This window comes from Pseudomonas sp. Irchel s3b2 (genome assembly GCF_900187445.1).
Taxonomy (GTDB): Bacteria; Pseudomonadota; Gammaproteobacteria; order Pseudomonadales; family Pseudomonadaceae; genus Aquipseudomonas.
The window spans coordinates 59834-84936 of record NZ_FYEB01000005.1; the positions used below are offsets into that span (position 1 = coordinate 59834).

Consider the following 25103-nt stretch of genomic DNA (forward strand, 5'->3'; position numbering starts at 1 on the left):
TACGGCCTGCACGAGCCCCTCCGGGTCTGCTGTCGGTGAAGCAACCAATCCTGTCTAGCGCTTTCACCATCGGCACACAAGCCAGCTGAAGCCCGGAGGGCGAATGGTAAATAGCAGGTTTGTCACCAACGAAACCGCAGCGCCGGTAAAAGTCAGCGGCGTTCAACGTGGCGTCCAGATTGACCTCCCTCAGCCCCAGATCTCGCGCCAGGCATTCAAGGTAGTTCAAAACTCTCAAGCCAATGCCTCGCTGCATAAAGCTCGGGAGGACAAAGATCGCGCCGATTTCGCTCCTCTCCAGATCAAGCATTCCTGTCGCCACCGGCTCACCCTGGATACAGCCCAGATAAAAGTGTTTATCCATCAGGTCGCTATACCCGTCCTTGGCTGCTCCTGCCGTCCAGGCCAGCATTTGCTCCGTGGTATAGGCGCCGATGCATTGATGCCGTATCGCTTGAAGGCGAATGTCGAACGCCGTTTGGGCATCGCTGTGCGTGGCGCGTCTAATCTCGAACATTTCATTCTCCACTAGCCATCGGTAGACGGAGAACTAAAAAGCCCCGTCCATTTCTGGCGGGGCCTTGGGTAATTACGTCAAATTCTACGAACGCATGACCTCATGGCCCGCCAGAAGCGGTCATGTAGAAGCACATCATGTTCATGCGGCGTGTGTAGGTCATGGGCTGATAGTGTTTTGGATGATCCGGGTTGTCAATCGTGGAGTGGAATGATCAGGAACAGTACCCGGATTTACGACTGCTTCGCAGCCGAACGCAGCCTTCGGCAGCTGCTACAGGTTTGATATTCGCTATCGATATCAGAAGTTAGCCGGGGTGTTGGCGCTGATGATTTCCGCCTCATCGGCCCCAATATTCCGAAACCGATGTGGCAAAGTCGTCGGAAAGTAATACCCATCCCCGGCATTCAGCACACTAATCTGCCCGTCCACCGTCAACTCGACCGTGCCACGGGTAACCAACCCACACTCCTCTCCCTCAGAATGCACAATCGGCTCTTCCCCCGAACTCGCCCCAGGCGCGTACTGCTCGCGCAAAAGCCGCATCTGTCGACTCGGCACTGAAGCGCCAATCAGTAACAACCGCAACCCATGACGCCCGAGATCCGGCTGTTCATTGGCGCGGAACACGTATTGGTGCTCGCGAGGCGGTTGGTCGAAGGTGAAGAAGTCCGCCAAGGACATGGGGATGCCTTCGAGCAGTTTTTTCAGGGAGCTGACGGAGGGACTGACGCGATTCTGTTCGATCAGGGAGATGGTGGCATTGGTGACGCCGCTACGCCGGGCCAGCTCGCGCTGGGACAGCTTGTAGCTTTCGCGTACTAATTTGAGTCGTGAGCCCGTGTCCATGACAGCCTTATGCGAAGAATACTTAAGGGGTAATGGGGGTGGGTGGCGGGCGACTGGTGGCCGCGGATTACGCCGTTTCCCGTCCCGGAACCGTGAAAGGCGGGTATTAAATCACGTTTGTTGGTGTTGCTCAGCAGGTTCGATAAACGGCAATTAAAAAAGCCGGCGAGCCTCTGATGCCGGCCAGTTCAGGCGCGGAAACCGTGGGAGTGGTGCCCTGCTATGACTGGCATTGGCCGGCGGCACATTTTTGGGATGGCCGCCGCCAAGGTTCTACTTAGATGCCGAACCGGTCGCGCAGCGCGTAATACGCAGCGCCCATGGCGGTAAGTGGGGCCTGGAAGGTGCGGCCGCCGAGCATGGGCATGTGCGGCAGGGAGGCGAAGGCGTCGAAGCGTTCGGCGTCGCCGCGGATCATTTCCGAGATGAGTTTGCCGGCCAGGTGTGAGCAGGTGACGCCGTGACCACTGTAGCCTTGCATGTAGTAGGCGTTCTTTTCGATGCGGCCGAATTGCGGCATGCGGGACATGGTCAGCAGGAAGTTGCCGGTCCAGCGGTAGTCGATTTTTACGTCCTTCAATTGCGGGAAGGTCTTGAGGATTTTTGGTTTGATCAGTTGTTCGATGTCGTCCGGCTCGCGAGCGCCGTAGACCACGCCGCCGCCGTACAGCAAGCGATTGTCCGCGGTGAGGCGGTAGTAGTCGAGCAGGTAGTTGCAGTCTTCGACGCAGTAGTTGTTGGTGATCAGGCTGCGGGCGACTTTTTCGGACAACGGCTCGGTGACGACGATTTGCGAACCGCAGGGCATGCTTTTGCGCGTGACGCGGTTGTCGAGGTCTTGAGGCAGGTAGGCGTTGCCGGCGATCAGCAGGTACTTGGCCCGCACCACGCCTTTGGCGGTGCGTACGGTGATCGGTTCGCCGTAGGTGATTTCCACGGCGGCGGATTGTTCGTAGATTTTGCCGCCCAGGCTGATGATCGCGGCAGCTTCGCCCAGAGCCAGGTTCAGCGGATGGATGTGGCCGCCCTGCATGTCGAGCAGGCCGCCGACGTAGTTGTCACAACCGACTTCGCGCTGGATGTCAGCCGCGTCAAGCATTCTCAGGCTTTTATTGCCGTAGCGCTCCCAACTGCTCTTCTGCTCGGCGAGGCCGTTGAGTTGCTTTTTGTTCAGCGCTGCGAAGATGCCACCGGGGCGGTAGTCGCATTTGATGTCGTATTCCTTGATGCGCGAACGGATGATGTCGGCGCCTTCGAAGATCATGCTGCCGAGCACTTCGGCGGTTTTGTCGCCGTAGCGTTCTTCGATCACATCGACGTCGCGGCTGTAGGAATTGACCAGTTGACCGCCGTTGCGACCGCTGGCGCCGAAGCCGACTTTCGCGGCTTCCAGTACGGTGACGCTATAGCCCGCTTCGCTGAGGAACAGCGCCGAGGACAGACCGGTGTAGCCGGCGCCAATCACGCAGACGTCGCACTCCACCAATTCTTCAAGAACCGGGTAATCACCGATCTGATTACGAGTCGCAGCGTAGTAGCTGTTTACATGAGTCTGTTTCATACGTTTCTCCGAGGGCCGCCAACCTATGCCGGCGACCGCCGCTGTAAAGGTGTTAGAGCTTGATCCAGGTCGCTTTGAGTTCGGTGTATTTGTCGAACGCGTGCAGCGATTTGTCTCGACCGTTACCTGACTGCTTGAACCCGCCGAACGGCGCGGTCATGTCGCCGCCGTCGTACTGGTTGACCCAGACGCTGCCGGCGCGCAAGCCGCGAGCGAAGGTGTGGGCTTTGCTGAGATTGCTGGTCCACACGCCGGCGGCGAGGCCGAAGATGCTGTCGTTGGCGATCTGCAGGGCTTCTTCAGCGGTGTCGAAGGTGATCAGCGACAGCACTGGACCGAAGATTTCTTCTCGGGCGATGGTCATGGCGTTGGTCACGCCGTCGAAAATCGCCGGCTCCACGTACAGGCCACCGGTGGCCTCGAGGGTGCGGCTGCCGCCAGCGATCAGTTGCGCGCCCTGGTCTTTGCCGACCTGGATGTAGCGCAAGACCGATTCCAGTTGGCGCTGATCGACGACTGCGCCAACAGTGGTTTCCGGGTCCAACGCATGCCCCGGTTTCCAGGCTTGCAGCGCTTCCACCAGCAGCGGAATGAACGGCTCGCGAATCGAGCGCTCCACCAGCAGACGTGAGCCAGCAGTGCAGACTTCGCCCTGGTTGAAGGCAATCGCGCTGACCGCTGCCTGAGCCGCAGCACGCAAGTCCGGCGCATCGGCGAACACCACGTTCGGGCTCTTGCCGCCCGCCTCCAGCCAGACCCGTTTCATGTTGCTCTGCCCGGCGTAGATCAGCAGTTGCTTGGCAATTGCGGTCGAGCCGGTGAAGGCCAGTACGTCGACGTCCATGTTCAACGCCAGCGCCTTGCCGACGGTGTGACCGAAGCCTGGCAGGACGTTGAACACGCCTTTGGGGATGCCAGCGTCGAGGGCCAATTGCGCGATGCGAATCGCGGTCAGTGGTGACTTTTCCGAAGGCTTGAGAATGAACGAGTTGCCCGCCGCAAGGGCTGGGGCGAACTTCCAGCTGGCCATGATCAGCGGGAAATTCCACGGCACGATGGCCGCGACCACGCCGGCTGGTTCGCGGGTGATGAGGCCCAATTGGTCGTGCGGTGTGGCGGCGACTTCGTCGTAGATTTTGTCGATGGCTTCGGCGCTCCAGCGGATCGCGTTGGCGGTCGCTGGAATGTCGATGCTCATGGAATCGCTGATCGGTTTGCCCATGTCGAGGGTTTCCAGCAGCGCCAGTTCTTCCTGGTTCGCCAGGATCAAGTCTGCGAAGCGAATCAAAATGCGCTTGCGTTCTGCGGGTGCCAACCGCGCCCAGATGCCGGATTCGAATGTGCGGCGCGCTACCTGCACGGCGGCATTGGCGTCGGCCTCGTCGGTGCTGGCGATGTTCGCCAGGAAGCGGCCGTCGACCGGGCTGATGCATTCGAACGTATCGCCGCTGAGTGCCGGGCGGTATTGGCCGTCGATGAATGCGCGGCCTTCTAGTGTGAGGGACTGGAAGCGTTGCTCCCAGTCGCTGCGAGTGTTTGTCATGGTTGTGACTCTACGCAGAGGAATAAGTAGTCGTTGGATTGAGCTGGCGAAAATGGAGTGTCAGGCGATTCCAACGGTGATTGTGCTGCCGTCTTCGCGGGCAAGCCTCGCTCCTACAGGGTTTGCGGTATGCACATTTTCTGTGTCCGACACATCCCCCCTGTAGGAGCGAGGCTTGCCCGCGAAGGGGCCATCAAACCGTATGCAAGTACCAGTTGTACTCAAGGTCGGAGATGGAGTTTTCGAACTCGGCCAGCTCGCTTTCCTTGCACGCGACGAACACGTCGATGTACAGCGGGTCGATGTAGCGCGCCATGACTTCGCTGTCGTCCAGCTCACGCAAGGCGTCGCGCAGGTTGTTCGGCAGACTCTGTTCGTTCTGCTCGTAGCTGTTGCCTTCCACCGGGGCGCCCGGTTCGATTTCGTTGGTCAAGCCGTGGTGAATACCGGCCAAAACAGAAGCCATCAATAGATACGGGTTGGCATCGGCGCCGGCAACGCGGTGTTCGATGCGCACGGCATCCGCCGAACCAGTGGGCACACGCACCGCTACGGTACGGTTGTCGATGCCCCAGCTTGGCGAGTTCGGTACGTAGAACTGCGCGCCGAAACGGCGGTACGAGTTGACGTTCGGGCAGAGGAACGCCATCTGCGCCGGCAGGGTCTCGAGCACACCGCCGATCGCGTGACGCAGTGCGGCGTTCTGCTCGGGATCCTCGCTGGCAAAGATGTTGTTGCCTTCTTTGTCGAGAATCGAAATGTGTACGTGCAAACCATTGCCCGCCTGGCCCGGATACGGCTTGGCCATGAAGGTGGTGTCCATCTCGTGGTCGTAGGCGATGTTCTTCACCAGACGCTTGAGCAACACCGCGTAGTCGCAGGCCTTTATAGGGTCGGAGACGTGGTGCAGGTTCACTTCGAATTGCGCCGGGGCGCTTTCCTTGACGATGGCGTCAGCAGGAATGCCCTGCTCTTTCGCGCCTTCGAGGATGTCTTGCAGGCAATCGACGTATTCATCCAGATCGTCGATCAAATACACCTGAGTCGAATGCGGACGTTTGCCGGACACCGGCGAGCGTGGCGACTGCGGACGACCGTTCACATTGTCCTGGTCGATCAGATAGAACTCGAGTTCGAAGGCTGCGCAAATGGTCAGGCCCATGTCATCGAACTTGCTCACCACCTGACGCAACACTTCGCGCGGGTCAGCGAAGAACGGCTGGCCTTCGAGTTCGTGCATGGTCATTAACAGTTGCGCGGTCGGGCGCTTCTGCCAAGGCTCGATGCTCAGGGTATTGGGGATGGGGAAACAGATTCGATCCGAGTCGCCGATGTCCAGCCCCAGGCCGGTGCTTTCCACCGTAGAGCCGTTGATGTCCAGAGCAAACAGCGACGCCGGGAGGTTAATGCCTTTTTCGTAAACCTTATGAAGACTGGTGCGTTCGATGCGCTTGCCGCGCACCACACCGTTCATATCCGCAATCAGAAGGTCGACGTACAAAACCTCAGGATATTTCTTAAGGAATGCGTTTGCTTCGTTGAGTTGAACGGCACGCAGAGGGACCGACATGATGCACCTATTAGCTGTTAATTATTATGTTCACTACCCTTTCACGAGCCCAGTCAATCCGAAAGGCAAAGTGAAGTCAATAGCGAACACCTGGCCTTTCAACCTTTATTTTCTGGCCTTTTTTGGGCCAAAGAGTGCCAAATAAGTCTTGTGCACCGCGTAAATCCTGAAGATCGGGTGTACGCCGTTTAGAATTTTTTACATGAGAGTTGTTAATTAAAATCAACAAGGCTAAGCTCCGGAAAAGCTCGTTCAAGTGTGAAACTTCGAGGTGATAAAAATGGCATTCAAGCCATTGATCGGCGTTACTGCGTGCGTCAAACAGATTGGCCTGCACCCCTACCACGTCAGCGGCGACAAGTATTTGCGTGCTGTCAGCGTCGCGGCTTTGGGGTTGCCAGTGGTCATTCCTTCCTTAGGCGATCTGACCGAAATCGATGACCTGCTCGCGCAGCTCGACGGTCTGTTGCTGACCGGCTCGCCATCAAATGTGGAACCCTTCCACTATCAAGGCCCGGCCAGTGCCCCCGGCACGGATCACGATCCGCAACGAGACGCCACCACCCTGCCCTTATTGCGCGCAGCCATCGCCGCCGGTGTTCCGGTGCTCGGCATCTGCCGGGGCTTTCAGGAAATGAACGTGGCGTTCGGCGGCAGCCTGCATCAGAAGGTGCACGAACTGCCCGGCTACCTCGATCACCGCGAAGCGGATCACCCGGACCTGGCTGTGCAATACGCGCCTGCTCATGCGGTCAACGTGCAGCGAGGTGGCGTGTTCGAAGCGCTGGATTTGCCGCAGGTGTTCCAGGTCAATTCGATTCACAGCCAAGGCATCGACCGACTCGCTCCCGGCTTGCGCGCCGAGGCGATCGCGCCGGATGGTTTGATCGAGGCGATCTCTGTCGAGCGCAGCAAGGCCTTCGCCGTTGGTGTGCAGTGGCACCCGGAATGGCAGGTGCTTTCGAATCCCCCCTACTTGAGTATTTTCCAGGCGTTTGGCGATGCGTGCCGGCTAAGGGCGGCGCTGCGTAATACGCGCTGACGTCAAAAAGCATTCAACGATTTAACTGCCCCCGTGAGTCAGGCGGGCGTGCCTTTGCGCGCCGGTCGCTCACGTAATAGATGAACCGCAATAACAACAAGTACGACCAGGCAGCCAGGATGGCGGTGCCGAATAAGCCCTCCGGTACGGGTAAGCGCAAATCCCTGTAGGAGCGAGGCTTGCCCGCGAAGGCGGTGTGTCAGGCAACGATGATGTCGACGGATACACCGTCTTCGCGGGCAAGCCTCGCTCCTACAGGGGTCGCGTTGGCACCGTACGGCTTGGGCTTGCAATCAACTAACTAAGTCAGGCCGCGTTGGCCCGACGACTGAAACCTGTTGGGAGTTTCATATGGCAAACGCCTCCAGCATCTACAGGAAGGCTCTTGAAGGTCACCAGGCACCGAAAAAGGTGTTGGTGAAAGTCGACCGCGTCACCAAGAAATTCGACGAAACCACCGCCGTGGACGATGTGTCCCTGGAGATCCATCAAGGGGAAATCTTCGCCCTGCTCGGCGGTTCCGGCTCGGGTAAATCGACGCTGCTGCGCATGCTCGCCGGCTTCGAGCGCCCGACCGAAGGGCGGATTCTGCTCGACGGTGTCGACATCACCGACATGCCGCCGTACGAACGGCCGATCAACATGATGTTCCAGTCCTACGCGCTGTTCCCGCACATGACGGTGGCGCAGAACATCGCCTTCGGCCTCAAGCAGGACCGTTTGCCCGCCAGCGAAATCGACGCCCGTGTCGAAGAGATGCTGCGGCTGGTTCACATGACCCAATACGCCAAACGCAAACCCCATCAGTTGTCCGGCGGCCAGCGTCAGCGTGTCGCCCTCGCCCGTTCTTTGGCCAAGCGGCCTAAGTTGTTGCTGCTCGACGAACCGATGGGCGCACTGGATAAAAAGCTGCGCTCGCAGATGCAGCTGGAGCTGGTGGAAATCATCGAGCGCGTCGGCGTGACTTGCGTGATGGTGACCCACGATCAGGAAGAGGCCATGACCATGGCCGAGCGCATCGCGATCATGCACCTGGGCTGGATCGCCCAGATTGGCAGCCCGGTGGACATCTATGAAGCACCGGTCAGCCGCATGGTCTGTGAGTTCATCGGCAACGTAAACGCCTTCGACGGCACCGTGGTCGAGGACCTGGAAGGTCACGCGATCATTCACAGCCCAGACCTTGCGCAGAAGATCTACGTCGGCCACGGCGTAAGTACGTCGGTGCAGGACAAGTCGATCACCTATGCCATCCGCCCGGAAAAAATGCTGGTCAGCACCCTCAAGCCCGAAACTCGCTACAACTGGTCCGAAGGCAAGGTGCATGACATCGCCTACCTCGGCGGCCACTCGGTGTTTTACGTGGAATTGCCCGGCGGCAAAATTGTGCAGTCGTTCATGGCCAACGCCGAACGCCGTGGCGCACGCCCGACCTGGGACGATCAGGTCTACGTGTGGTGGGAAGACGACAGCGGCGTGGTACTGCGCTCATGAGAACCTTCAATCAGCAGTTCCTGCGCCTGGTGCCCAGCGGCCGCAAACTGGTCATCGGCATTCCGTTCCTGTGGCTGTGCCTGTTTTTCCTGTTGCCGTTCTTCCTGGTGATGAAGATCAGTTTCTCGGAAGCGGCGCTGGCCATTCCTCCCTACTCCGAGATTTACACCTTCGCCGAGCAGAAATTTCAGCTGCTGCTGAACATCGGCAACTACTCGCTGCTGACCGAAGATGAGTTGTACATCTCGGCTTACTTCGGCTCGTTGAAGGTCGCGTTTTTAAGCACGCTGATGTGCCTGGTGATCGGTTTCCCGATGGCCTATGCGATCACCAAGGCCAACAAGGAAACGCAGAACGTTTTGCTGCTGTTGATCATGATGCCGACCTGGACCGCGATCCTGATCCGCGTCTATGCGTGGATGGGCATCCTCAGCAACAACGGTTTGCTCAATGGGTTCCTGATGTGGACCGGGCTCACGTCGCAGCCGATCGAGATCCTCAACACCAACACGGCGGTCTATATCGGGGTGGTTTACGCATACTTGCCGTTCATGGTGTTGCCGCTGTACGCCAATCTGGTGAAGCACGATCACAGCTTGCTGGAAGCCGCGTCGGACCTGGGTTCGAGCAACTTCAACAACTTCTGGAAAATCACCGTGCCGCTGGCCAAGAACGGGATCATTGCCGGTTGCATGCTGGTGTTCATTCCAGTGGTGGGTGAGTTCGTGATTCCGGAACTGTTGGGCGGCCCGGAAACCCTGATGATCGGCCGCGTGCTGTGGCAGGAGTTCTTCAACAACCGCGACTGGCCGGTGGCATCCGCCCTGGCGGTGGTGATGCTGGCGATTCTGATTGTGCCGATTCTGCTGTTCAACCGCAGCCAGGCCAAAGAGATGGAGGGACGGGGATGAAACGCTTCGGATTTTCAAAGTTCATGCTGATTTTCGGCCTGTCGTTTATCTACCTGCCGATGCTGATTCTGGTGATCTATTCGTTCAACGCCTCGAAACTGGTGACGGTGTGGGGCGGCTGGTCGGTGAAGTGGTACGTCGGCCTGCTCGACAACTCGCAACTGATGGGCTCGGTGGTGCGCTCCCTGGAAATCGCCTGCTACACCGCTATTGCGGCCGTGGCGTTGGGCACCCTCGCCGCTTTTGTGCTCACCCGCGTTACGCGTTTCAAGGGTCGCACGCTGTTTGGTGGTTTGGTGACGGCGCCTCTGGTGATGCCCGAAGTGATCACCGGTCTGTCGCTGTTGCTGCTGTTTGTGGCCATGGCGCAGTTGATCGGCTGGCCGCAGGAGCGTGGCCTGGTGACGATCTGGATTGCGCACACCACATTCTGTGCGGCGTATGTGGCGGTGGTTGTCTCGGCGCGCTTGCGTGAGCTGGACCTGTCGATCGAAGAAGCGGCCATGGACCTGGGTGCGCGTCCGTTCAAGGTGTTCTTTCTGATCACCATTCCGATGATCGCGCCATCACTGGCGGCGGGCGGCATGATGTCGTTTGCTCTGTCGCTGGATGATCTGGTGTTGGCGAGTTTCGTCTCTGGGCCGGGCTCGACGACGTTGCCGATGGAAGTGTTCTCGGCGGTGCGTCTGGGCGTGAAGCCTGAGATCAATGCCGTGGCCAGTTTGATTCTGTTGGCGGTGTCGCTGGTGACGTTCCTGGTCTGGTACTTCAGCCGCAAGGCCGAAGCCACGCGCAAACGGGCGATCCAGGAAGCCATGGACCAGACCGCCAGCGAGTCTTGGCAGCAACCGAAAAACCACACGGCAGAAGCGACGGCCTAGTGGCTGCGACGAAAATCCTGTAGGAGCGAGGCTTGCCCACGAAGAACGCACCGCGGTTTTTTCAGGTATTACGCGTCATCGTTCTTCGCGGGCAAGCCTCGCTCCTACAATCGGTTTTGTGTTCTATAAAAAGAAAATGGAGTTGTACCGATGAAAATGTTTGGCAGGACTCTGCTGACACTGTCCTTATTGGGCGCAATGGCTACCGGTGCCCAGGCCAATGACAAGGTACTGCGCGTCTACAACTGGTCGGATTACATCGCCCCGGACACCGTCAAGAAGTTCGAAGACGAGACTGGCATCCGCGTGACTTACGATGTGTTCGACAGTAATGAAACCCTTGAGGCACGCTTGCTGGCCGGTAAATCCGGCTACGACATTGTGGTGCCGTCCAACAGTTTCCTGGCCAAGCAGATCAAGGCTGGGGTCTATCAGCCGCTCGATAAGTCCAAGCTGTCGAACTGGAAAAACCTCAACCCGGTGCTGCTGAAAAACGCCTCTGCCAGCGATCCTGACAATGGTCATGCTTTCCCGTACATGTGGGGTTCGATCGGCATCGGTTACAACCCGGCCAAGGTCAAGGAAGTGCTGGGCACCGATGCGCCGGTGAACTCCTGGGACTTGCTGTTCAAACCGGAAAACGCCGCGAAGCTCAAAGCCTGCGGCATCAGTTTCCTTGATTCGCCAACGGAGATGCTCCCGGCCGCCCTGCACTATCTGGGCTACCCGGTGAACTCTCAGGACAAGGCGCAGATCATCGAAGCCGAAGCGCTGTTCATGAAAATTCGGCCGTCGGTGGCTTACTTCCATTCGTCGAAGTACATCTCGGACCTGGCCAACGGCAACATCTGCGTCGCCGTCGGTTACTCCGGTGACGTGCTGCAAGCCAAGGCCCGCGCCAAGGAAGCCGGCGACAAGGTGAAGATCGAATACAGCATCCCGAAAGAAGGCGCCGGCAGCTTTTACGACATGGTCGCCATCCCACGAGACGCGGCTAACGTCGACAACGCCTACCTGTTCATGAACTTCCTGATGCGCCCGGACATCATCGCCGACGTCACCAACAACATCGGCTACAGCAACGCCAACGCGGCGGCCACGCCACTGGTGGATGAAGCGATTCGCGACGACCCGGGTTCCTACCCGCCGCAAGCGGTGATGGCGACGCTGTATGCCATTCCAGATATGCCGATCGGTATTCAGCGGGTGATGACCCGGGGCTGGACGCGGGTGAAGCTCGGTAAGTAAATGCGCCGGACACAACATATGTGAATGCACCAATCAGATCTGATCGTTCCCACGCTCTGCGTGGGAACGATCATGTAGAACCCGTTCACGCAGCGCCTTACCACCGCTGCACTCCTCTCAGAAGAACGGCTTCACCTGGCTTCCTCGGTCAAGGTGAATTTCAGGCGCTCTCGGGCGCCTTTTTTTGTGGGCTTATGCACAAACCAGCGGCCATTCGGCCAGCGCCCGATACCGCCCTTTATGGGATTCGAACAAGGTAAAGCGATCCGCACGCAGGAAAAACTCTGGCGGCGTAGCGGATTCAGGAACCGGCGCCCGGTAGTCGCGCATGAGGGTCAAATGCGGCCGAAATTCGCGACGGGTGTCTTCGAAGCCAAACGGCAACATGGCCTGCTCCAGCGCATACACCAACCGCAGCAACTCAGGTTCTGCCTGCTCGGGCGCCAGCAACAAAACCCCGGAGCGACGCCAGACTTCCAGACGATCAAGCACAACCGTCAACGGCACGCCGGGCATCCGCACATTGGCGGCAGCCTCGCAGACGCGCGCTATCTGCGCCATCCCCACCGTGCCGAGAAACAGCAGCGTCAGATGAAAGTTTTCCGCCGGCACCGGGCGTCCGACATTGAGTTCCAGCGCGCTGCGCCATTGGGCGATGGCCCGGCGTTGTTCGGGGGCGCAGTTCAGGGCGAAGAACAGCCGCTTGAACGGCTCACGGGATTCATCGCTCATGTCGGCCACCTCAAGGCTTCGGGGACCCTTTGATTTTACAAAGGGAAACCGCGCCAGCAAGTGCATTTCTGGCACGTGACGGCATGCGCGTTATAGTTGAAGCAACCGAATCGACGGGAGGGCGCCATGCGTCAGATCATCAGCAAAGAGCCATGGTGGGCCGTGCCACCGAAGCCCGGCCAGGATGAGTCCGAGCTGGAATGGGGCTGGCTGGTTCACTATAACGAAGGCGAGCCGCGCTTCGAGTTCATCAAGGAGCGACCAACGGACAGCGAGATTCGTAACCGCAAGAGTTGCAGGACCACCCCGACGCCGGAGTGATCCTGCTGCTCGCTTCAAGCTTTGACGATCATATCGAAACCGCCAAAAATCATGCGCTGACCGTCAAACGGCATTGGATTGACGTCGGGTTGCATCCGCGGATCGCTCATGAGTTTCGCCATCCCGGCGTCACGGGTGGCCTTGTCCGGCCAGACGATCCAGGAAAACACCACGGTTTCGTCTTCCTTGAGTTTTACCGCCATGGGAAATGAGGTCACTTTGCCATCAGGCACATCATCGCCCCAGCATTCAGCGAGGCTCAGGGCGCCGCTTTCCTTGAAGATCTCGGCGGCGGATTGCGCGTGTTGCTTGAATTTTTCGCGGTTGGCGGTGGGTACTGCTGCGACGAAGCCATCGACGTAAGCCATGATCGTTTTCCTCAGGTTATGGGTTGATCCGCTGGGTAGTCGAATCAACGTGGCTAAAATCGACAGATCCCGCGTTCTGATCGACCGACGGCTCGACTGGCTGTTCGACTCGCCGTTCGACTGACTGTTCGACTGGCTGCTCGACCGGCTGTTCGATGTTGGCGGCCAGGCTGCCCTCGATCTGCCTGGCCATGTACAGCGTTCCGGCCATGACGCCGGTGGCGGGGTTATCCACCAGCTTCACCCATGCCTTGTCGAACGAATTGCCCAGACTGCTGCGAATCAGTGCCTCGCTATCGGGCCGGTCGTTGGCCTGAATAATCGCGCGCACCCCCGCCACCCCCACGGAAATCAACGCCCCGGCCGCCTTCCCCGCCACTGCCGCCACGGCACTGGCCGCGCCTCGGGGGGCCATTTCGGCTTGTATTCGTCGGCTGGCACGCTTGGCCACCGGCGCCATGCCGGCATCCGTCGAAGCAATGCCCTTCTCGCCGCCCGCCGTGTGGATCTTCTCGATCAGCGCCTGGTAGGCCGGCAATTTGCTCAGTTCGGCATGCACCACCTGATACAGCGAAGCGTCACGGGCGGTTGGCGGGCCCAGTGAAATTGCCGGGATTTTCTGAATGCGACCGTTGAGCTGCGCCATTGGCACACCATGACGTTTGGAAATAACTTCGAGTTGCTGCCCCATCAGTTGCACATAAAACTCTGTCGCCTGGCTGAGGATCGCGTCCGGATCGATCTCCACCGCCACCGGTTCCAGCACCCGCTGGTGATATTGCTCCAGCAGATAGGCCGCCAGGCGTTTGGTCGTCGCATCCTGCTCGTCTCCGGCATTGATGGTGTACCAGCTGACTTTCATCGACAGCCATTCCTGGGTCCAGTAACTGCTGAACCACGGAATGAAGACTTCTTCGGTTTGCTGATAAACCCGCGTGCGCCAATGCTCCATGGACCCGCGGGCGTAGACCCTGGCTTGTTCGGTAGCCTGTTGCGAAGCGGCGACAATCTCCCGGTCTACTTGCTGCCAGGTGCTCTGGGATACCACTACTGGCACCACGATTACCGGGGCACGCGTGGGCGTGGCGCATCCCGCCAATATCACTAACACAGCGACGATCAGCGAACGCAGGTTCAAGATCGCGGTGTCCTACAGTCCTCGTCGAACGGAGTGTTCGACGCTAAAGAGCGTGCTGATTTGAGTATAGGTCGGGGGCGGGCTCCGTCCGTCAGATGAATGGATGATGCCCTCAAAGACGCCTTCGCGAGCAAGCCCGCTCTCACCCTCAGTCTAATTCCTGCGCAAGACACAAGCGGGCTTGCTCGCGAATAGGCCCTCAAGACCAGCAGATCGCCATCATCATTCACGTCAATATTCACCATCGCCGCGAATGCCTTCCGCAAAAAAACCATCAGGTGCAGGATCAATTTCATCGCTATTTAAACCCCGCACCGGAGGGGCAAACAATGTTGATCCATGCCCTGACGGCCGTCACCCTGACCCTGTTTTCCCGCTTGGTGCTGGATATCGGTCAAACCGAGGAGCGAAAATCATGATTCATTCTGTCAGCCTCGCCGTGAGCTTTCCGGTATTCGGCAGCAACTACTATTCGCAGCAGGTCGTGTCTCGCAAAGCAGTCGCGCTGGTGTTCGACGAGCACTTCGAGTCCTTGCTGATGCCGGCAGCGGCCAACCACTTCAATAACGAAGTGGTCGGGCTCAATGATCAGTTCCGCTTTTTGAATGACGTACTGGTTGAGCATTTGCTGGAGACTGAAATGGCTCAGCATCCGTCACGGGCGGGACAAGCGTTCACCTTCTGACATGCTCGCGCCCCTCTTGCTAACTGGTACTCAAAATCCGCACCGGGCCCTGGCGATTGAGAACCTCGATCATGACGTTTTCCCCCGAGCGCCGGAGCATCAAGTCCACGCATTCAGCCCCCACTGCCAAACGCCGCAAGGCGATGGTGTCCAGAAACGCCGGGAGCACCGGTTCGTCGAACAGGATGTTGAGTTTCCTCGGCCGAAAGCTCATCCCCAGACACGACTGAATCATCGACAACGGCGCAGCGGCGGCCCAGGCCTGGGGCATGCAGGCGACTGGATAGAACGTCGGCCCTTGGGTGCGTTGCCGGGCAAAGCCGCAGAACAGTTCGGGCAGGCGCCGCAGATCGATGTAGGTCGACGCGGCGAACAGGCCTTCGAAAATCCGCGCCGCGTCCCGACGGTAACCATAGCGGGCGAAGCCGGCAGCGATCAGCGCATTATCGTGGGGCCAGACGGAGCCGTTGTGATAACTCATCGGGTTATAGCGAGCCTGGGAAGACGCAACGGTGCGCACGCCCCAGCCTGAAAAGGATGAGCGGTCCATCAGGGCGTCGACGACCGATGCCGCGCGTTCCGGGTAAGCGATGCCCGCGAACAGGGCATGGCCGGCATTGGAGGTACGGATTCGACAGGGCTTCTTGTTACCGTCCAGCGCCAATACATAAGTGCCCAGTTCTTCGTCGAAGAAGCGGTTATCGAATTCTTCGCGCAAGCGTTGAGCCTTGTATTTCAAGCGTTGGGCCCGGTCCGGATCACCCAGCCGACGGGCGATTTTTGCGGCGCCGGTCCAAGCGCCGTATACGTAGGCCTGAACTTCGACAATCGCAATCGGGCCCACGGCCAGTTGCCCATTGGCATGGAAAACCGAATCGTGGCTGTCTTTCCAGCCCTGATTGATCAGCCCCTCGGCGGATTGCCGGCCATATTCGATAAAACCATCGCCATCCCGGTCGCCGTATTCCTCGATCCAGGTCAGCGCCGCTTCGATATTGGGCCAGAGCTGACGCAGTGTGCCCAGGTCATTGGTGCGCTCCAGATACGCGGCGGCCAGCATGACGAACAGTGGCGTGGAATCGATGCTGCCGTAGTAGCGTCTGAACGGCACCTCGCCCAACTCGGCCATTTCCCCCAGCCTTATTTCGTGCAGGATTTTACCGGGCTCAGAATCAGCGTGAGGGTCCACAATGGTTGCCTGGTTGGCGGCCAGATGCCCGAGTACGCCTTTGGCGATACCGGGATCGAACCACAGCATCTCCCATGCCGTGATCAGCGCATCTCGTCCGAAAACAGTGCTGAACCATGGAATGCCGGCATAGGGATACAACCCCTCGGGGGTTTTGGTCATGAGCATGTAGAGGTCGGAAACGCTGCGGCTGACCGCCTCGTTGAACACATCGTGGGAGGTCACCACAGAGGCCGCCCGCGAAGAGAATGTGCGTAACTCACGCCGGGAATCGCGCAATGAAATAAAGAACCCGTGGCGCACCGTAAACGGCGGGTTTTGCACGCCGCAATTGATGTCCATGAACAGCGACTGGCTTTCCCCCGGGGCCAGACGGACTTCGAACAACGCCGAATCGCAGGTCAGGCTGGCCGGCACCGGGGCGAAACGCAAGCGGGTCATGCGCCGTTTGTGGTCCAGGCCGGTGTAGGAAAGCACCACCTCTTCATCGGTAATCTCTGCCCTATGCCCTTCTCCGCGTTGCGGGCGCCGGGCACCGCGAACTTCGAACAGGTCTTTGAAGTCGGCCGCGAACTGGATTCTCAATTGCAGATGCTGCGGCGAATCGTCGAAATTGCGCAGGGTCAGGCGTTCGTAACAGGAGCCCTTCCACAAGAACCGTGAGCGGCGCAAATGGATCAAATCGTGGTGCAGAATTTTTTCACCATTGGCATCGAACAGGTCCGGATTGGTCAGGTCGCAGGTCAGCATCGCGTTGTCATCACGCAGCGTGGAACTGAGCAACAACGGCCGCGCGCCGTTAAGTGTCAGATAGAGCCCGGACAGGTGTCGGGTATCGGTATGAAAAATCCCTTGCGGGCTGTCGTCCGCAAACAGCACGTCGCCATTGGGATCGAACACCGCGAAGGTGTCGTTGTTTTTCAGGTTGCGCAAGCGCAACTCTTGCAGCGACGCGGTGGCCGGAATATCGAAGGGTGTGGAGGGATGGCCATAGGTGTTGCCCGCCGTCAGATGGCGATACAACTCCAGATAGTGATGGGTCATACACTCGACCGTGAACCGTTCGTCGAACCTGGCCCGCACCTTGCGCCGATCCAGCTCTGACAATCGTTGCACCGCCGCTACAGCCCCTGGGACGCCATCGACGATGTAACCGGACACGCCCTCGTCGATCACTTCCGGCACGGAGCCCTGACCAAACGCAATCACCGGCGTGCCGCAGGCCATGGCTTCGATCATGACCAGACCGAACGGCTCGGGCCAGTCGATGGGAAAGATCAATGCGCGGGCATTGCCCAGCAAGTCTGCCTTTTGCGATTCATCGATCTCGCCGAGAAACTCGACATTCGGATGGGTCGCGATCATCGGTGCGATGACTTCTTCCCAATAAACCTGATCAGCCTTGTCGACCTTGGCTGCGATCTTCAATGACAACCCGGTCTTTGAGGCAATCTCGATGGCCCGGTCCGGGCGTTTTTCTGGAGAGATGCGCCCCAGAAACACCAGATAGTCGCCGCTCGGTTCAGGATTGAAGGTCAGCAGATCGCCCGGAATGCCATGATAGACATTGCCCACCCAATTGACGTCACCCTTCACCGGGGTGCGTTGCGCCTTGGACACCGAAACCAGCGGCACCTCGGGAAAGTGAGGATAAAAGGATTGGTAATCCCCAATATCCAGACGCCCGTGAAGCGTGGTCACGCTGCGCCCGGCCAAGTGTCGAATCAAGGGAAAATGGTAGATATCGACATGAAAATGCATCACGTCGAATTGATCCGCCTGATGCAGGACATGATCGAGCATCAGGATGTGATGAGGTAACCCGTCCTTGACATGTGGATCGAACCGCAGGGCCTGGGGCGCACCTGACTCCAGGCGTGCCGAGGTTTGCGAATCGCCGCTGGCGAAGAGCGTGACATCGTGGCCCTGGCGCACCAGCTCTTCGGTCAGATAAGACACGATCCGCTCAGTGCCACCGTACAAACGGGGCGGACAACGTTCGGTGAGCGGCGCGATCTGAGCGATCCTCATGGAGAGGCCCTCCGTCATGGGGTCGAAGGATAATGGCCTCCAGCACCTCGGTGTTTCCTCTCACTCGGATCTGGCGGCCCTGTCCTCGATTGACGGTACGCCTGCTGCAACAGTTCCATCCGGTTATACGCCTTGGGGCTCACCGGTCGCCGCTCTCCAGACTTCTGAGCAATTGGCGGCTTATCGACATCATTCAATGAGAACTTATGAATTTTTTTCGAAGATATTTAATTGAGCATTTCGATGAAACAACCGTCGCCTGAACCAGGCAACCAATAGCGTGAAGAAGGCACCTGCCACTGCCAGCGCCATGTCAGCCTGAGAGTCCCATGGGTCATTTTGTGCAGCGACAAAAGCTTTCGCCGTGTCTTTCCCCAAGTACTGCCCCCCTATCCATTCCACGATTTCATAGACAGCCGAGGTCGACAGCACGATGTTCAGCGCGATGAAACCAACCCAAAAACCGCGCAGCGGCGTGATTCGCACAAGCACTTCCCGAATCGGATACACCATCAAGAGCCCATAGGTCAGATGGACCAGCCGATCGTAATGATTGCGTTCAAACCCAAGGGTTTTGTTCAGGCTGATCCCGGTCAAGGCTGAGCACCAGCGGTCGTAAGGCACCAGCGCATAGGTGTAGTGCGACCCCAGCTCATGAATACACAGAAAAACGAACACCAGGCTGATGGAAACGGCAGACAGACGGAACCGTCGGTAAACGCCCACCAGGACCATCACCAGCAGCAGGGCCAGCAGGTTTTCCAGGACCCAATCCACTCGACTATGGGGTGAAATCCCCAGCGCTGCGACGATGAGGAGAAATGCAATCAACAGCACCAGGTCGTATCGCGGATGCTCCTTGGGCGTCATGACCGGCAGAGGTCTGCTGTGAGTACTCAGGTCTTTTGCGCCTATCGACTTGCTCATTGGGCGCCTTCTTCTCGAGTCTTTTAAATTCGAGACACGGCCGTTTCGCAAGTTCGTTTTTTCTGGGCGGGTTGCGGCCCAATACCCGCCCCCCACGCTTATTAAGGCCGGCGCACCGCCCTCACCTTCCCGCTGTTGCCGCCGCCACAGAAAAACCGGTCGCGGCCATCGAACTCAAGGCCGGAGACCCCGACGCCTGCCGGCATCTGGATGCTCTCCAGCACCTCGCCCGTTGCCGGATCGACTCGCCGCAACTCGCTCTCGTCCCCTTCCCAGGTGCCGTGCCACAGATCGCCCTCGACCCAGGTCACCCCGGTGACGAAACGGTTGGATTCGAGGGTGCGCAGCACTGCCCCGGTCTGGGGATCGACCTGATGAATTTTGCGCTCGCGATATTCACCGACCCAGAGCGTCCCTTCGGCCCAGGCCAGCCCCGAGTCGCCACCGCCGCCGGGCGCGGGGATGGTGGAGAGCACACGGCCGGTTTGTGGGTCGATTTTCTGGATGCGATCCTCGGCGATCTGAAACAGGTGCTGGCCGTCGAAGGCTGTGCCGGCATGGGCGGCGACATCGATCGAGCGCAGCGTTTTGCCGCTCGCAGGATCCAGGGCGTTGAGTTTGTCGCCGGAGGCAAACCAGACCTGCTGGCCGTCATGGGTGACGCCGTGCACGCTGTCGACGCCTGGAAAGGGTCCGTATTCGCGGATGATTTCGGCCATTGAATGTTTCATGTCTTGCTCCTCGTTCACTAGGGTGGTGAAGTCGATGCTAGTCACCCGGCAGCAATCCCGTGAGTAACAATACCGTCGCGAATCCCGGAACCTGCGGGGTCATCCAGCGACGCGCCCGGCCATGACCGAACGACTGCACCTTGCCGGCAACCGCCAGCGTGTCGAGAGCCCGTTGCACGGTGCGCTGACTGGCGCCAAGCGCTAACGCCAGGGCCGAACTTGACCACGATTCGCCGTCAGCGAGGAAGGCGAGCAGCGTCGCATGCGGCTCTTCGACAGGCCGCGCCAGCACCACGACGTCACGCGCAACGTGCGGCACCAGCGCAAACCCTCGCGAGGTTGCGACTACATCGGCGATCAGGTGCAGCGCCCCGCGCAACCGCCCGAGTTCGACGCGCAAGCGCGCGCGATGGGAGTCATCCGCGACTTTCATCCGAAAGGCTCGCGCAATCAGTGTCTCCCTCGGCACGTCGGCGGGCCACGCTTCGCCCAGCGCCCGGGCGAGCGCGAACAACACCGGACGCCGGGCGAGTGAAACCGCCGAGCCAGCGTCGCGCACGACATACCGGCATGCGTCCACGACCAGTGTGGGGGATGCCAATAACGCTTCAATTTCATCCAGCAGCAGCGGCCGTTCCTGACCACCGACAATCAGTCGTGCCGCCGGCGTGTCGAGGATGCGGGAAGCGCTTTCGATCTCTGCCGTCAACGCGGGGATACCGGCGTGTCGTGCGGCACGCTCGGCACGTTCAAGTGCAGCGCGCGCCATCTTTGTTTGCAGGCGGCGCATCGCGATCCCCGCCACGACCAGTTCGTAGATCGCCCTCGATGCGGGCGGTAGTGGCGTCGGATCAAGCTCGGCCAACCGGTGCTCAGCCTCGTCGAGGTGCCCGATCAGCAGCAAGCGGCGGATCTCGAGGTACCGCGCATGGGCGGCGTTGACCCAATCGCCGTGCGCCTGAAGCGTTGCCCGCGCGGCATCGAGTGCCTTGGTTGGCCAATTCAGGTCCCGCGAGGCGAGCGCGATTTCGGCTTCGGCGACGACACATCGCGCGCGGGCCAGGGCCTCCTTCGGCCCGAAGGCACGTGCGGCGCTGCGCACCAGCGCCTTCGCGCGCACAAGGTCGCCCAGCTGCGCCATCGCGATGCCGCGAAGCGCGAGGGCTGGCGCATCGTCGCGCAAGGCGATGCGGTTCAGCGCACCAAGGGGATCACCCGCCGCGAGCGCACGCGCCGCCGCCGTGATCAGCGAATCCATCTGAAACGCGCCACCTGTCACCCCCACCGTCCGATGCCCGCTGATCAGTCTATCTCACGACCGCTTAGCCGCACGCCAATCCGCTAGGAGTGCCGCTTACTTGATCCGGTAGTGAAAGGTATTGCGCACGGCCGGCACCGCAACCGCGTGGCCGTCGACGATTCTCGGCTGGTAACGAAAGGTGTTGGCGGCGGCCAGCGACGGGCGCATGAACAACGGATGGCAACCGTCCAGCACCTTGGGGTTCTCGATTTTGCCTTGCGGATTGACGGTGTATTCCACGGTGCAATCGCCTTCGATGTTTTTATCCAGCGCCCGTTGCGGATAGTCCGGCGCGTCCTTGCTCAGAGGGAGGTACTGGCGGCTGTCAGCAGCTATTTGGGCGGCCTGCTGACGCGCGCGTTCGGCGGCCAAACGGGACTGTTCGGCGCGTTGTGCCTGCTCTTGGGCCTGACGTTGCTGCTCGAGGTCATGAGTGCGTTTTTCTGTCTCCTGACGCTGGCGTTGTTGCTCGGCCTGGCGTTCGCGTTTTTTGTCTTCGACGCGTTTGCGCGCAAGGACGGCCTGTTCAAGTTTTTGCGCCTGGATCTGCGGATCGATCGCAGGTTTGACGGGCTGGATGGGCGCCTCGGCAACCGGCTCCGGCTCCGGCGTCGGCGCCGCTACCGGTTCAGGCGCCTGTGGCTGCGGCGCCGGAGGCAGCATCACCAGTTGCGTTCTCAACACCGCCGGCTGTTCGACCGGTGGTTTCTCCAGCGACCAACCATGCACCAGCAACGCCAGTACGATGGCATGCAGCCCTACCGCCAGGCTCGCCGCCAGACTGTTTCTCCAGAACCCGCTGCGGGCAGCGCCCCGCAACGTCATGGATGGACTGGGCATGATCATCGCCGTCATTGCGGGGCCTCGGTCACCAGCCCGAGGTTGCTCACACCGCCCTGCTGCAGCGCCGCCATGGCCGCGACCACGCTGCCGTAGCCGGCGTCCTTGTCAGCGCGAATGTAAACCTGAGTGTCACGGCGTTCGGCAACGATTTGCGCGACCTTGGCGCGCATCTCGTCGAGCGCCACCGCACTGTCGGTCTGGTGCTGCGTATCCAGTTCACCGCCGAGGTTCCAGTAGTAGCCGCCCTCGGCCTTCACCGACAAGGTAAGGATTTGTTGGCGGGTATCGGTGGTCAACGCTTCACTCGCGACTTTGGGCAGTTCGATCTTTACGCCCAGGGTCAGCATCGGCGCGGTGACCATGAAAATCACCAGCAGCACCAGCATCACATCGATGTAAGGCACTACGTTCATTTCGGCCTTGGGCCCGTGCTTGCGTTGCGGTCTGACGAGCATCTGCATTCTCCTCTCAGGCAGCGACGGCCAGGTTCATCGGCGTGCTATGCAAGGTGCGATGCAAACGCACCTGCAATTCATTGCCGAAGGCGTAGTAGCGAGTCAGCAGGGTTTGGCTGCGCGCCGAAAAACGGTTGTAGGCAATCACTGCCGGGATGGCGGCAAACAGGCCGATGGCCGTGGCGATCAGCGCTTCGGCGATGCCCGGGGCGACGGTGGATAGCGTCGCCTGCTGCACCTGGGACAGGCCGAGGAAGGAATTCATGATCCCCCACACCGTGCCGAACAGGCCGATATAGGGGCTGACGGAACCGACCGTGGCGAGGAACTGCAAGCCCTTCTCCAGGCGGACTTCTTGCTCGCTGATGGCCACGTACAACGCCCGTTCAACGCCTTCGAGCACCACGTTGGCCGCATTCCCCGAGTGCTGTTTGAGGTGGCTGAATTCCTGAAACCCGGCGTGGAAAATCGGCTCGACACCGGCTTCGCTGTCAGTGCTCTGTGCGGTTTCGCGGTACAGCGGCAACAGGTCCGCAGTGCTGCGAAAGCGCTGCATGAAGTTATTCAGCTGCCGCTCGCGACGTTGCAGCACGCCGCTGCGCTGGATGATCAGGTACCAGCTGAGCACCGACGCCAGCAACAGGATGAGCATGACGGCTTTGACCAGCAGGCTGGCGTCACTGATCAGGCCCCAGATGGTCATGTGTTCCAGTGTCGCTTGCATGGTGAAACTCCTTGTCTGGCGCTCTCGGGCCGTCGATGCGCGACGGCCGTTGAGCTATTCGATGAAATAGTGATGACAGGTTGATGACTGGCCGGGTCAGGGCAATTTCAACGCCTTGGTGACCTCGGCCCAGGGCACGAATTTGAAGTTCTGGGTTTGCTCGGGCATGCGTTTGCGGCCGTCCTGCACCACCAGCATGCCGTGGCTCCAGGGACCGCCGAGGTTGGCCGAAGTGACTTCCAGGCCATCGGTTTCCGAAGCGCCGTCGATACCCGCCGCCGCGTTCAGCCCGACACGGAATGCGCCGCGAGACGCGAACGGCGGTTCAGCATCGAGCACCACATAGCTATCGTTGCCTTGGCTTGAGATCACCAAATAGTCCTGCGCCGCGCTTTGATAGAGCGCCAGCCCTTCAACATCCGCCTGCAACTGGGCACCGACCTTGATCACGCTGCTGAGCGTCGGCGGCTGATCGGCGCGGGCATCCACCGCCCAGACGCCGACGTCCTCTTCACCGAGAAACAGGCGCTGGCGCTGGTCGTCGGCAACACAGCCTTCGGGCTGGCTGTCGACCTTGAACTGACGCACCAACTCGCCCTGTACGCTGCCGTTCGGCGCGCTCAAGCGGTATTGCAGGAAGGTGCCGTCCTTGCCGTTGGCGATCGCGTAGATTTCGCCGCTGGCCGGTTGAAACAGGCAGATGCCGTAGATGTCCTTGAGCGGCGTGGGAATCTCCCCGGCTTTGCGCAACTCACCGTTGGTGCGGTCGATGCTGAACAGGCTGAGGCTGTTGTGATCGCGATTGCTCGCCACCGCGAGGTCGACGGTCTGCTGACCGAGCTTGAAATTCGGCCGTATATCGACGTTGTTCAGCCGCCCCACCGGCAATTCCTGCAACAGCTTGCCTTGCAGGTCGTACGCCATCAGCCCCTGCTTTTTATTGGTGCCCAGCACCCGACTCAGGGCTGCTTGCTGCGGATGAATCCAGATCGCCGGATCATCCGCGGCATCGCCCTGGCGCCCTACCGGGTCGCTTTGGCTGATTGCTTTTACGTTCGCCAGCACCGGCGCCAAGGGCACCTGTGTGGCTTGCCAGTCGAGCTCGCCCTGATACAGACGACCGTCGTCATCGTCGCGCAGCAGTACTTGCAAGCCTTTGGCCGTTGGGCGCAGGGCGAGGTTTTCCGGCTCGTTCAAGCCTGGCAACGCTAAGGTGGCCTGAGCCGTCCAGCGTTCGCCCTGCTGCTGATAAAGATGCAACTGCGCGGCTTTCGGATCGAGTGCGACGATGCCACCCGGCACCTGGGCCATCGCACCCGCTGCCTGTTTGATCTCGCCGAACGGTTCGCGCATGGCCACTGGTGCGCGCGTTACATCGGCTTCGGCATGCGCCGGGTAGGCCCACCAACCGACGTTCTCTTCATTGACCACCAATTGATTGGTCGCGTCGTCGACCTGGCAGAACTGTGCCGATGGCGGCAGTGGCAGACCGCGCACCCGTTGCGGTTGTGGGTTCAAAATGGCGCCATTACCCACCAGCCATTGCTCACCCTTGCCCTCCTCGCCCACCAGAAACAGGAACAAATTGCTGGCTTCGTCGCGGTACAGGCACAAACCGTTCACCGGGTAATCCCGCGTCGGCAAATACACCGGTTGCCCCCAACTGCGCTTGGCTGGATCGAGGCTGACCAGCAACGCTTGTTGACGGGCGTTGTCGAGGCTGGCCACCAGGACTTGTTGGCCGGCGGCGCGGCTGTCGAGGCTGCTGAACGAACCTTTCACGCGTGCCAGCTCTTTGCCTTGCGCGTCGAGCAGCAGCAAGCCGTCACGCTCGCTGGCGGCCAGGCGTTCGGGGCCGAGGTCGGAGGGCAAAAACGCCACTGCGTCGACCGCCAGGTTCGGCGCCCAGGGTGAAAGGCTCAGGTTCGGCGCGGCCGCCAGGGTCTGGCCGATGGTCAAGCTGATCAGTGTGGTCAGCAGACCGTGTTTGGGTAACCACGAAATACTCATGAACAGGCAAAGTCCTTGTCGTGCATCCGTCAC

The 25103-nt window shown here is 59.8% G+C and carries 22 protein-coding genes and 1 pseudogene; 7 read left to right on the forward strand and 16 right to left on the reverse strand.

The features are described from left to right. Window positions 1-55: 55 nt before the first annotated feature. The 5 genes and pseudogenes from CKW20_RS13665 to CKW20_RS13685 form a co-directional block, all read right to left on the reverse strand. Window positions 56-517: pseudogene (locus CKW20_RS13665) on the reverse strand (GNAT family N-acetyltransferase); the annotation flags it as partial. Window positions 518-817: 300 nt separating this feature from the next. After that, the gene (locus CKW20_RS13670) at window positions 818-1366 is read right to left on the reverse strand and encodes a cupin domain-containing protein (protein ID WP_007895886.1); all 549 of its coding nucleotides are present in this window, start codon (window positions 1364-1366) and stop codon (window positions 818-820) included. Window positions 1367-1643: 277 nt separating this feature from the next. Next, complete coding sequence (locus tag CKW20_RS13675; protein ID WP_095053376.1) at window positions 1644-2927, reverse strand: FAD-binding oxidoreductase; 1284 nt, start codon at window positions 2925-2927, stop codon at window positions 1644-1646. A 52-nt stretch (window positions 2928-2979) separates the two neighbouring features. Next, window positions 2980-4470, reverse strand: coding sequence for an aldehyde dehydrogenase (locus CKW20_RS13680; protein ID WP_095053377.1), 1491 nt, complete (start codon window positions 4468-4470; stop codon window positions 2980-2982). Window positions 4471-4663: 193 nt separating this feature from the next. Beyond that, window positions 4664-6040 carry a glutamine synthetase family protein gene (locus CKW20_RS13685; protein ID WP_050681361.1) on the reverse strand — a complete coding sequence of 459 codons (1377 nt, stop codon included), beginning with the start codon at window positions 6038-6040 and terminating at the stop codon, window positions 4664-4666. Window positions 6041-6320: 280 nt separating this feature from the next. Here CKW20_RS13685 and CKW20_RS13690 point away from each other — a divergent pair, with 280 nt between their 5' ends. From CKW20_RS13690 to CKW20_RS13710, 5 genes are all read left to right on the forward strand, one after another. Next, entirely contained in the window at window positions 6321-7082 is a 762-nt protein-coding gene (locus CKW20_RS13690) for a gamma-glutamyl-gamma-aminobutyrate hydrolase family protein (protein ID WP_095053378.1), read from the forward strand. Between the two features lie 351 nt (window positions 7083-7433). Further along, window positions 7434-8576, forward strand: coding sequence for a polyamine ABC transporter ATP-binding protein (gene potA, locus CKW20_RS13695; protein ID WP_008068177.1), 1143 nt, complete (start codon window positions 7434-7436; stop codon window positions 8574-8576). A 29-nt stretch (window positions 8577-8605) separates the two neighbouring features. Next, the gene (locus CKW20_RS13700; protein WP_176466902.1) at window positions 8606-9487 is read left to right on the forward strand and encodes an ABC transporter permease subunit; all 882 of its coding nucleotides are present in this window, start codon (window positions 8606-8608) and stop codon (window positions 9485-9487) included. Continuing rightward, window positions 9484-10368 carry an ABC transporter permease subunit gene (locus CKW20_RS13705; protein WP_095053379.1) on the forward strand — a complete coding sequence of 295 codons (885 nt, stop codon included), beginning with the start codon at window positions 9484-9486 and terminating at the stop codon, window positions 10366-10368. Before CKW20_RS13700 ends, CKW20_RS13705 begins: the two co-directional genes overlap by 4 nt. 150 nt (window positions 10369-10518) lie before the next feature. Then, the gene (locus CKW20_RS13710) at window positions 10519-11616 is read left to right on the forward strand and encodes a polyamine ABC transporter substrate-binding protein (protein WP_095053380.1); all 1098 of its coding nucleotides are present in this window, start codon (window positions 10519-10521) and stop codon (window positions 11614-11616) included. 192 nt (window positions 11617-11808) lie between these two features. Here CKW20_RS13710 and thpR read toward each other — a convergent pair whose 3' ends face one another. Continuing rightward, the gene (gene thpR, locus CKW20_RS13715; protein WP_095053381.1) at window positions 11809-12348 is read right to left on the reverse strand and encodes an RNA 2',3'-cyclic phosphodiesterase; all 540 of its coding nucleotides are present in this window, start codon (window positions 12346-12348) and stop codon (window positions 11809-11811) included. Between the two features lie 126 nt (window positions 12349-12474). Between thpR and CKW20_RS13720 the strand changes: the two genes are divergently transcribed. After that, on the forward strand, window positions 12475-12669 hold the full coding sequence (locus CKW20_RS13720; protein WP_095053382.1) for a hypothetical protein: 195 nt from the start codon (window positions 12475-12477) through the stop codon (window positions 12667-12669). Between the two features lie 14 nt (window positions 12670-12683). On the opposite strand, the gene CKW20_RS13725 is transcribed toward CKW20_RS13720, so the two are convergent. Both CKW20_RS13725 and CKW20_RS13730 read right to left on the reverse strand, forming a co-directional pair. After that, the gene (locus tag CKW20_RS13725) at window positions 12684-13037 is read right to left on the reverse strand and encodes a DUF1428 domain-containing protein (RefSeq protein WP_095053383.1); all 354 of its coding nucleotides are present in this window, start codon (window positions 13035-13037) and stop codon (window positions 12684-12686) included. A 16-nt stretch (window positions 13038-13053) separates the two neighbouring features. Further along, the gene (locus CKW20_RS13730) at window positions 13054-14175 is read right to left on the reverse strand and encodes a hypothetical protein (protein ID WP_095053384.1); all 1122 of its coding nucleotides are present in this window, start codon (window positions 14173-14175) and stop codon (window positions 13054-13056) included. 415 nt (window positions 14176-14590) lie between these two features. Here CKW20_RS13730 and CKW20_RS13735 point away from each other — a divergent pair, with 415 nt between their 5' ends. Continuing rightward, complete coding sequence (locus tag CKW20_RS13735; RefSeq protein WP_095053385.1) at window positions 14591-14860, forward strand: hypothetical protein; 270 nt, start codon at window positions 14591-14593, stop codon at window positions 14858-14860. A 19-nt stretch (window positions 14861-14879) separates the two neighbouring features. On the opposite strand, the gene CKW20_RS13740 is transcribed toward CKW20_RS13735, so the two are convergent. The 8 genes from CKW20_RS13740 to CKW20_RS13775 all read right to left on the reverse strand — a co-directional run bounded on the left by CKW20_RS13740 (window position 14880) and on the right by CKW20_RS13775 (window position 25070). After that, window positions 14880-18080 carry a glycogen debranching N-terminal domain-containing protein gene (locus CKW20_RS13740; protein WP_177434532.1) on the reverse strand — a complete coding sequence of 1067 codons (3201 nt, stop codon included), beginning with the start codon at window positions 18078-18080 and terminating at the stop codon, window positions 14880-14882. A gap of 204 nt (window positions 18081-18284) precedes the next feature. Further along, the gene (locus tag CKW20_RS13745) at window positions 18285-19007 is read right to left on the reverse strand and encodes a DUF2238 domain-containing protein (RefSeq protein WP_095053387.1); all 723 of its coding nucleotides are present in this window, start codon (window positions 19005-19007) and stop codon (window positions 18285-18287) included. A gap of 101 nt (window positions 19008-19108) precedes the next feature. Next, window positions 19109-19738, reverse strand: a complete 630-nt coding sequence (locus CKW20_RS13750; RefSeq protein ID WP_095053388.1) for a PQQ-binding-like beta-propeller repeat protein — start codon at window positions 19736-19738, stop codon at window positions 19109-19111. A gap of 37 nt (window positions 19739-19775) precedes the next feature. Next, complete coding sequence (locus CKW20_RS13755; protein ID WP_095053389.1) at window positions 19776-20996, reverse strand: helix-turn-helix domain-containing protein; 1221 nt, start codon at window positions 20994-20996, stop codon at window positions 19776-19778. A 96-nt stretch (window positions 20997-21092) separates the two neighbouring features. Then, window positions 21093-21893: an energy transducer TonB gene (locus tag CKW20_RS13760; protein ID WP_095053390.1), complete on the reverse strand. Its 801-nt coding sequence runs from the start codon at window positions 21891-21893 to the stop codon at window positions 21093-21095. Then, window positions 21890-22336 carry a protein TolR gene (gene tolR / locus CKW20_RS13765; protein WP_095053391.1) on the reverse strand — a complete coding sequence of 149 codons (447 nt, stop codon included), beginning with the start codon at window positions 22334-22336 and terminating at the stop codon, window positions 21890-21892. Before tolR ends, CKW20_RS13760 begins: the two co-directional genes overlap by 4 nt. A 13-nt stretch (window positions 22337-22349) precedes the next feature. After that, window positions 22350-23060 carry a protein TolQ gene (tolQ, locus tag CKW20_RS13770; RefSeq protein WP_095053392.1) on the reverse strand — a complete coding sequence of 237 codons (711 nt, stop codon included), beginning with the start codon at window positions 23058-23060 and terminating at the stop codon, window positions 22350-22352. A gap of 96 nt (window positions 23061-23156) precedes the next feature. Then, window positions 23157-25070, reverse strand: coding sequence for a phytase (locus CKW20_RS13775; protein ID WP_095053393.1), 1914 nt, complete (start codon window positions 25068-25070; stop codon window positions 23157-23159). Window positions 25071-25103: the final 33 nt, after the last annotated feature.

What these genes read in the sequence shown, in the direction of transcription:
- CKW20_RS13670 (WP_007895886.1), bottom strand. Translation starts at nt 1,366, where the DNA reads ATGGACACGGGCTCACGACTCAAATTAGTACGCGAAAGCTACAAGCTG.
- CKW20_RS13675 (WP_095053376.1), bottom strand. Translation starts at nt 2,927, where the DNA reads ATGAAACAGACTCATGTAAACAGCTACTACGCTGCGACTCGTAATCAG.
- CKW20_RS13680 (WP_095053377.1), bottom strand. Translation starts at nt 4,470, where the DNA reads ATGACAAACACTCGCAGCGACTGGGAGCAACGCTTCCAGTCCCTCACA.
- CKW20_RS13685 (WP_050681361.1), bottom strand. Translation starts at nt 6,040, where the DNA reads ATGTCGGTCCCTCTGCGTGCCGTTCAACTCAACGAAGCAAACGCATTC.
- CKW20_RS13690 (WP_095053378.1), top strand. Translation starts at nt 6,321, where the DNA reads ATGGCATTCAAGCCATTGATCGGCGTTACTGCGTGCGTCAAACAGATT.
- potA (WP_008068177.1), top strand. Translation starts at nt 7,434, where the DNA reads ATGGCAAACGCCTCCAGCATCTACAGGAAGGCTCTTGAAGGTCACCAG.
- CKW20_RS13705 (WP_095053379.1), top strand. Translation starts at nt 9,484, where the DNA reads ATGAAACGCTTCGGATTTTCAAAGTTCATGCTGATTTTCGGCCTGTCG.
- CKW20_RS13710 (WP_095053380.1), top strand. Translation starts at nt 10,519, where the DNA reads ATGAAAATGTTTGGCAGGACTCTGCTGACACTGTCCTTATTGGGCGCA.
- thpR (WP_095053381.1), bottom strand. Translation starts at nt 12,348, where the DNA reads ATGAGCGATGAATCCCGTGAGCCGTTCAAGCGGCTGTTCTTCGCCCTG.
- CKW20_RS13720 (WP_095053382.1), top strand. Translation starts at nt 12,475, where the DNA reads ATGCGTCAGATCATCAGCAAAGAGCCATGGTGGGCCGTGCCACCGAAG.
- CKW20_RS13725 (WP_095053383.1), bottom strand. Translation starts at nt 13,037, where the DNA reads ATGGCTTACGTCGATGGCTTCGTCGCAGCAGTACCCACCGCCAACCGC.
- CKW20_RS13735 (WP_095053385.1), top strand. Translation starts at nt 14,591, where the DNA reads ATGATTCATTCTGTCAGCCTCGCCGTGAGCTTTCCGGTATTCGGCAGC.
- CKW20_RS13740 (WP_177434532.1), bottom strand. Translation starts at nt 18,080, where the DNA reads ATGAGGATCGCTCAGATCGCGCCGCTCACCGAACGTTGTCCGCCCCGT.
- CKW20_RS13745 (WP_095053387.1), bottom strand. Translation starts at nt 19,007, where the DNA reads ATGAGCAAGTCGATAGGCGCAAAAGACCTGAGTACTCACAGCAGACCT.
- CKW20_RS13750 (WP_095053388.1), bottom strand. Translation starts at nt 19,738, where the DNA reads ATGAAACATTCAATGGCCGAAATCATCCGCGAATACGGACCCTTTCCA.
- CKW20_RS13755 (WP_095053389.1), bottom strand. Translation starts at nt 20,996, where the DNA reads ATGGATTCGCTGATCACGGCGGCGGCGCGTGCGCTCGCGGCGGGTGAT.
- CKW20_RS13760 (WP_095053390.1), bottom strand. Translation starts at nt 21,893, where the DNA reads ATGACGGCGATGATCATGCCCAGTCCATCCATGACGTTGCGGGGCGCT.
- tolR (WP_095053391.1), bottom strand. Translation starts at nt 22,336, where the DNA reads ATGCTCGTCAGACCGCAACGCAAGCACGGGCCCAAGGCCGAAATGAAC.
- tolQ (WP_095053392.1), bottom strand. Translation starts at nt 23,060, where the DNA reads ATGCAAGCGACACTGGAACACATGACCATCTGGGGCCTGATCAGTGAC.
- CKW20_RS13775 (WP_095053393.1), bottom strand. Translation starts at nt 25,070, where the DNA reads ATGAGTATTTCGTGGTTACCCAAACACGGTCTGCTGACCACACTGATC.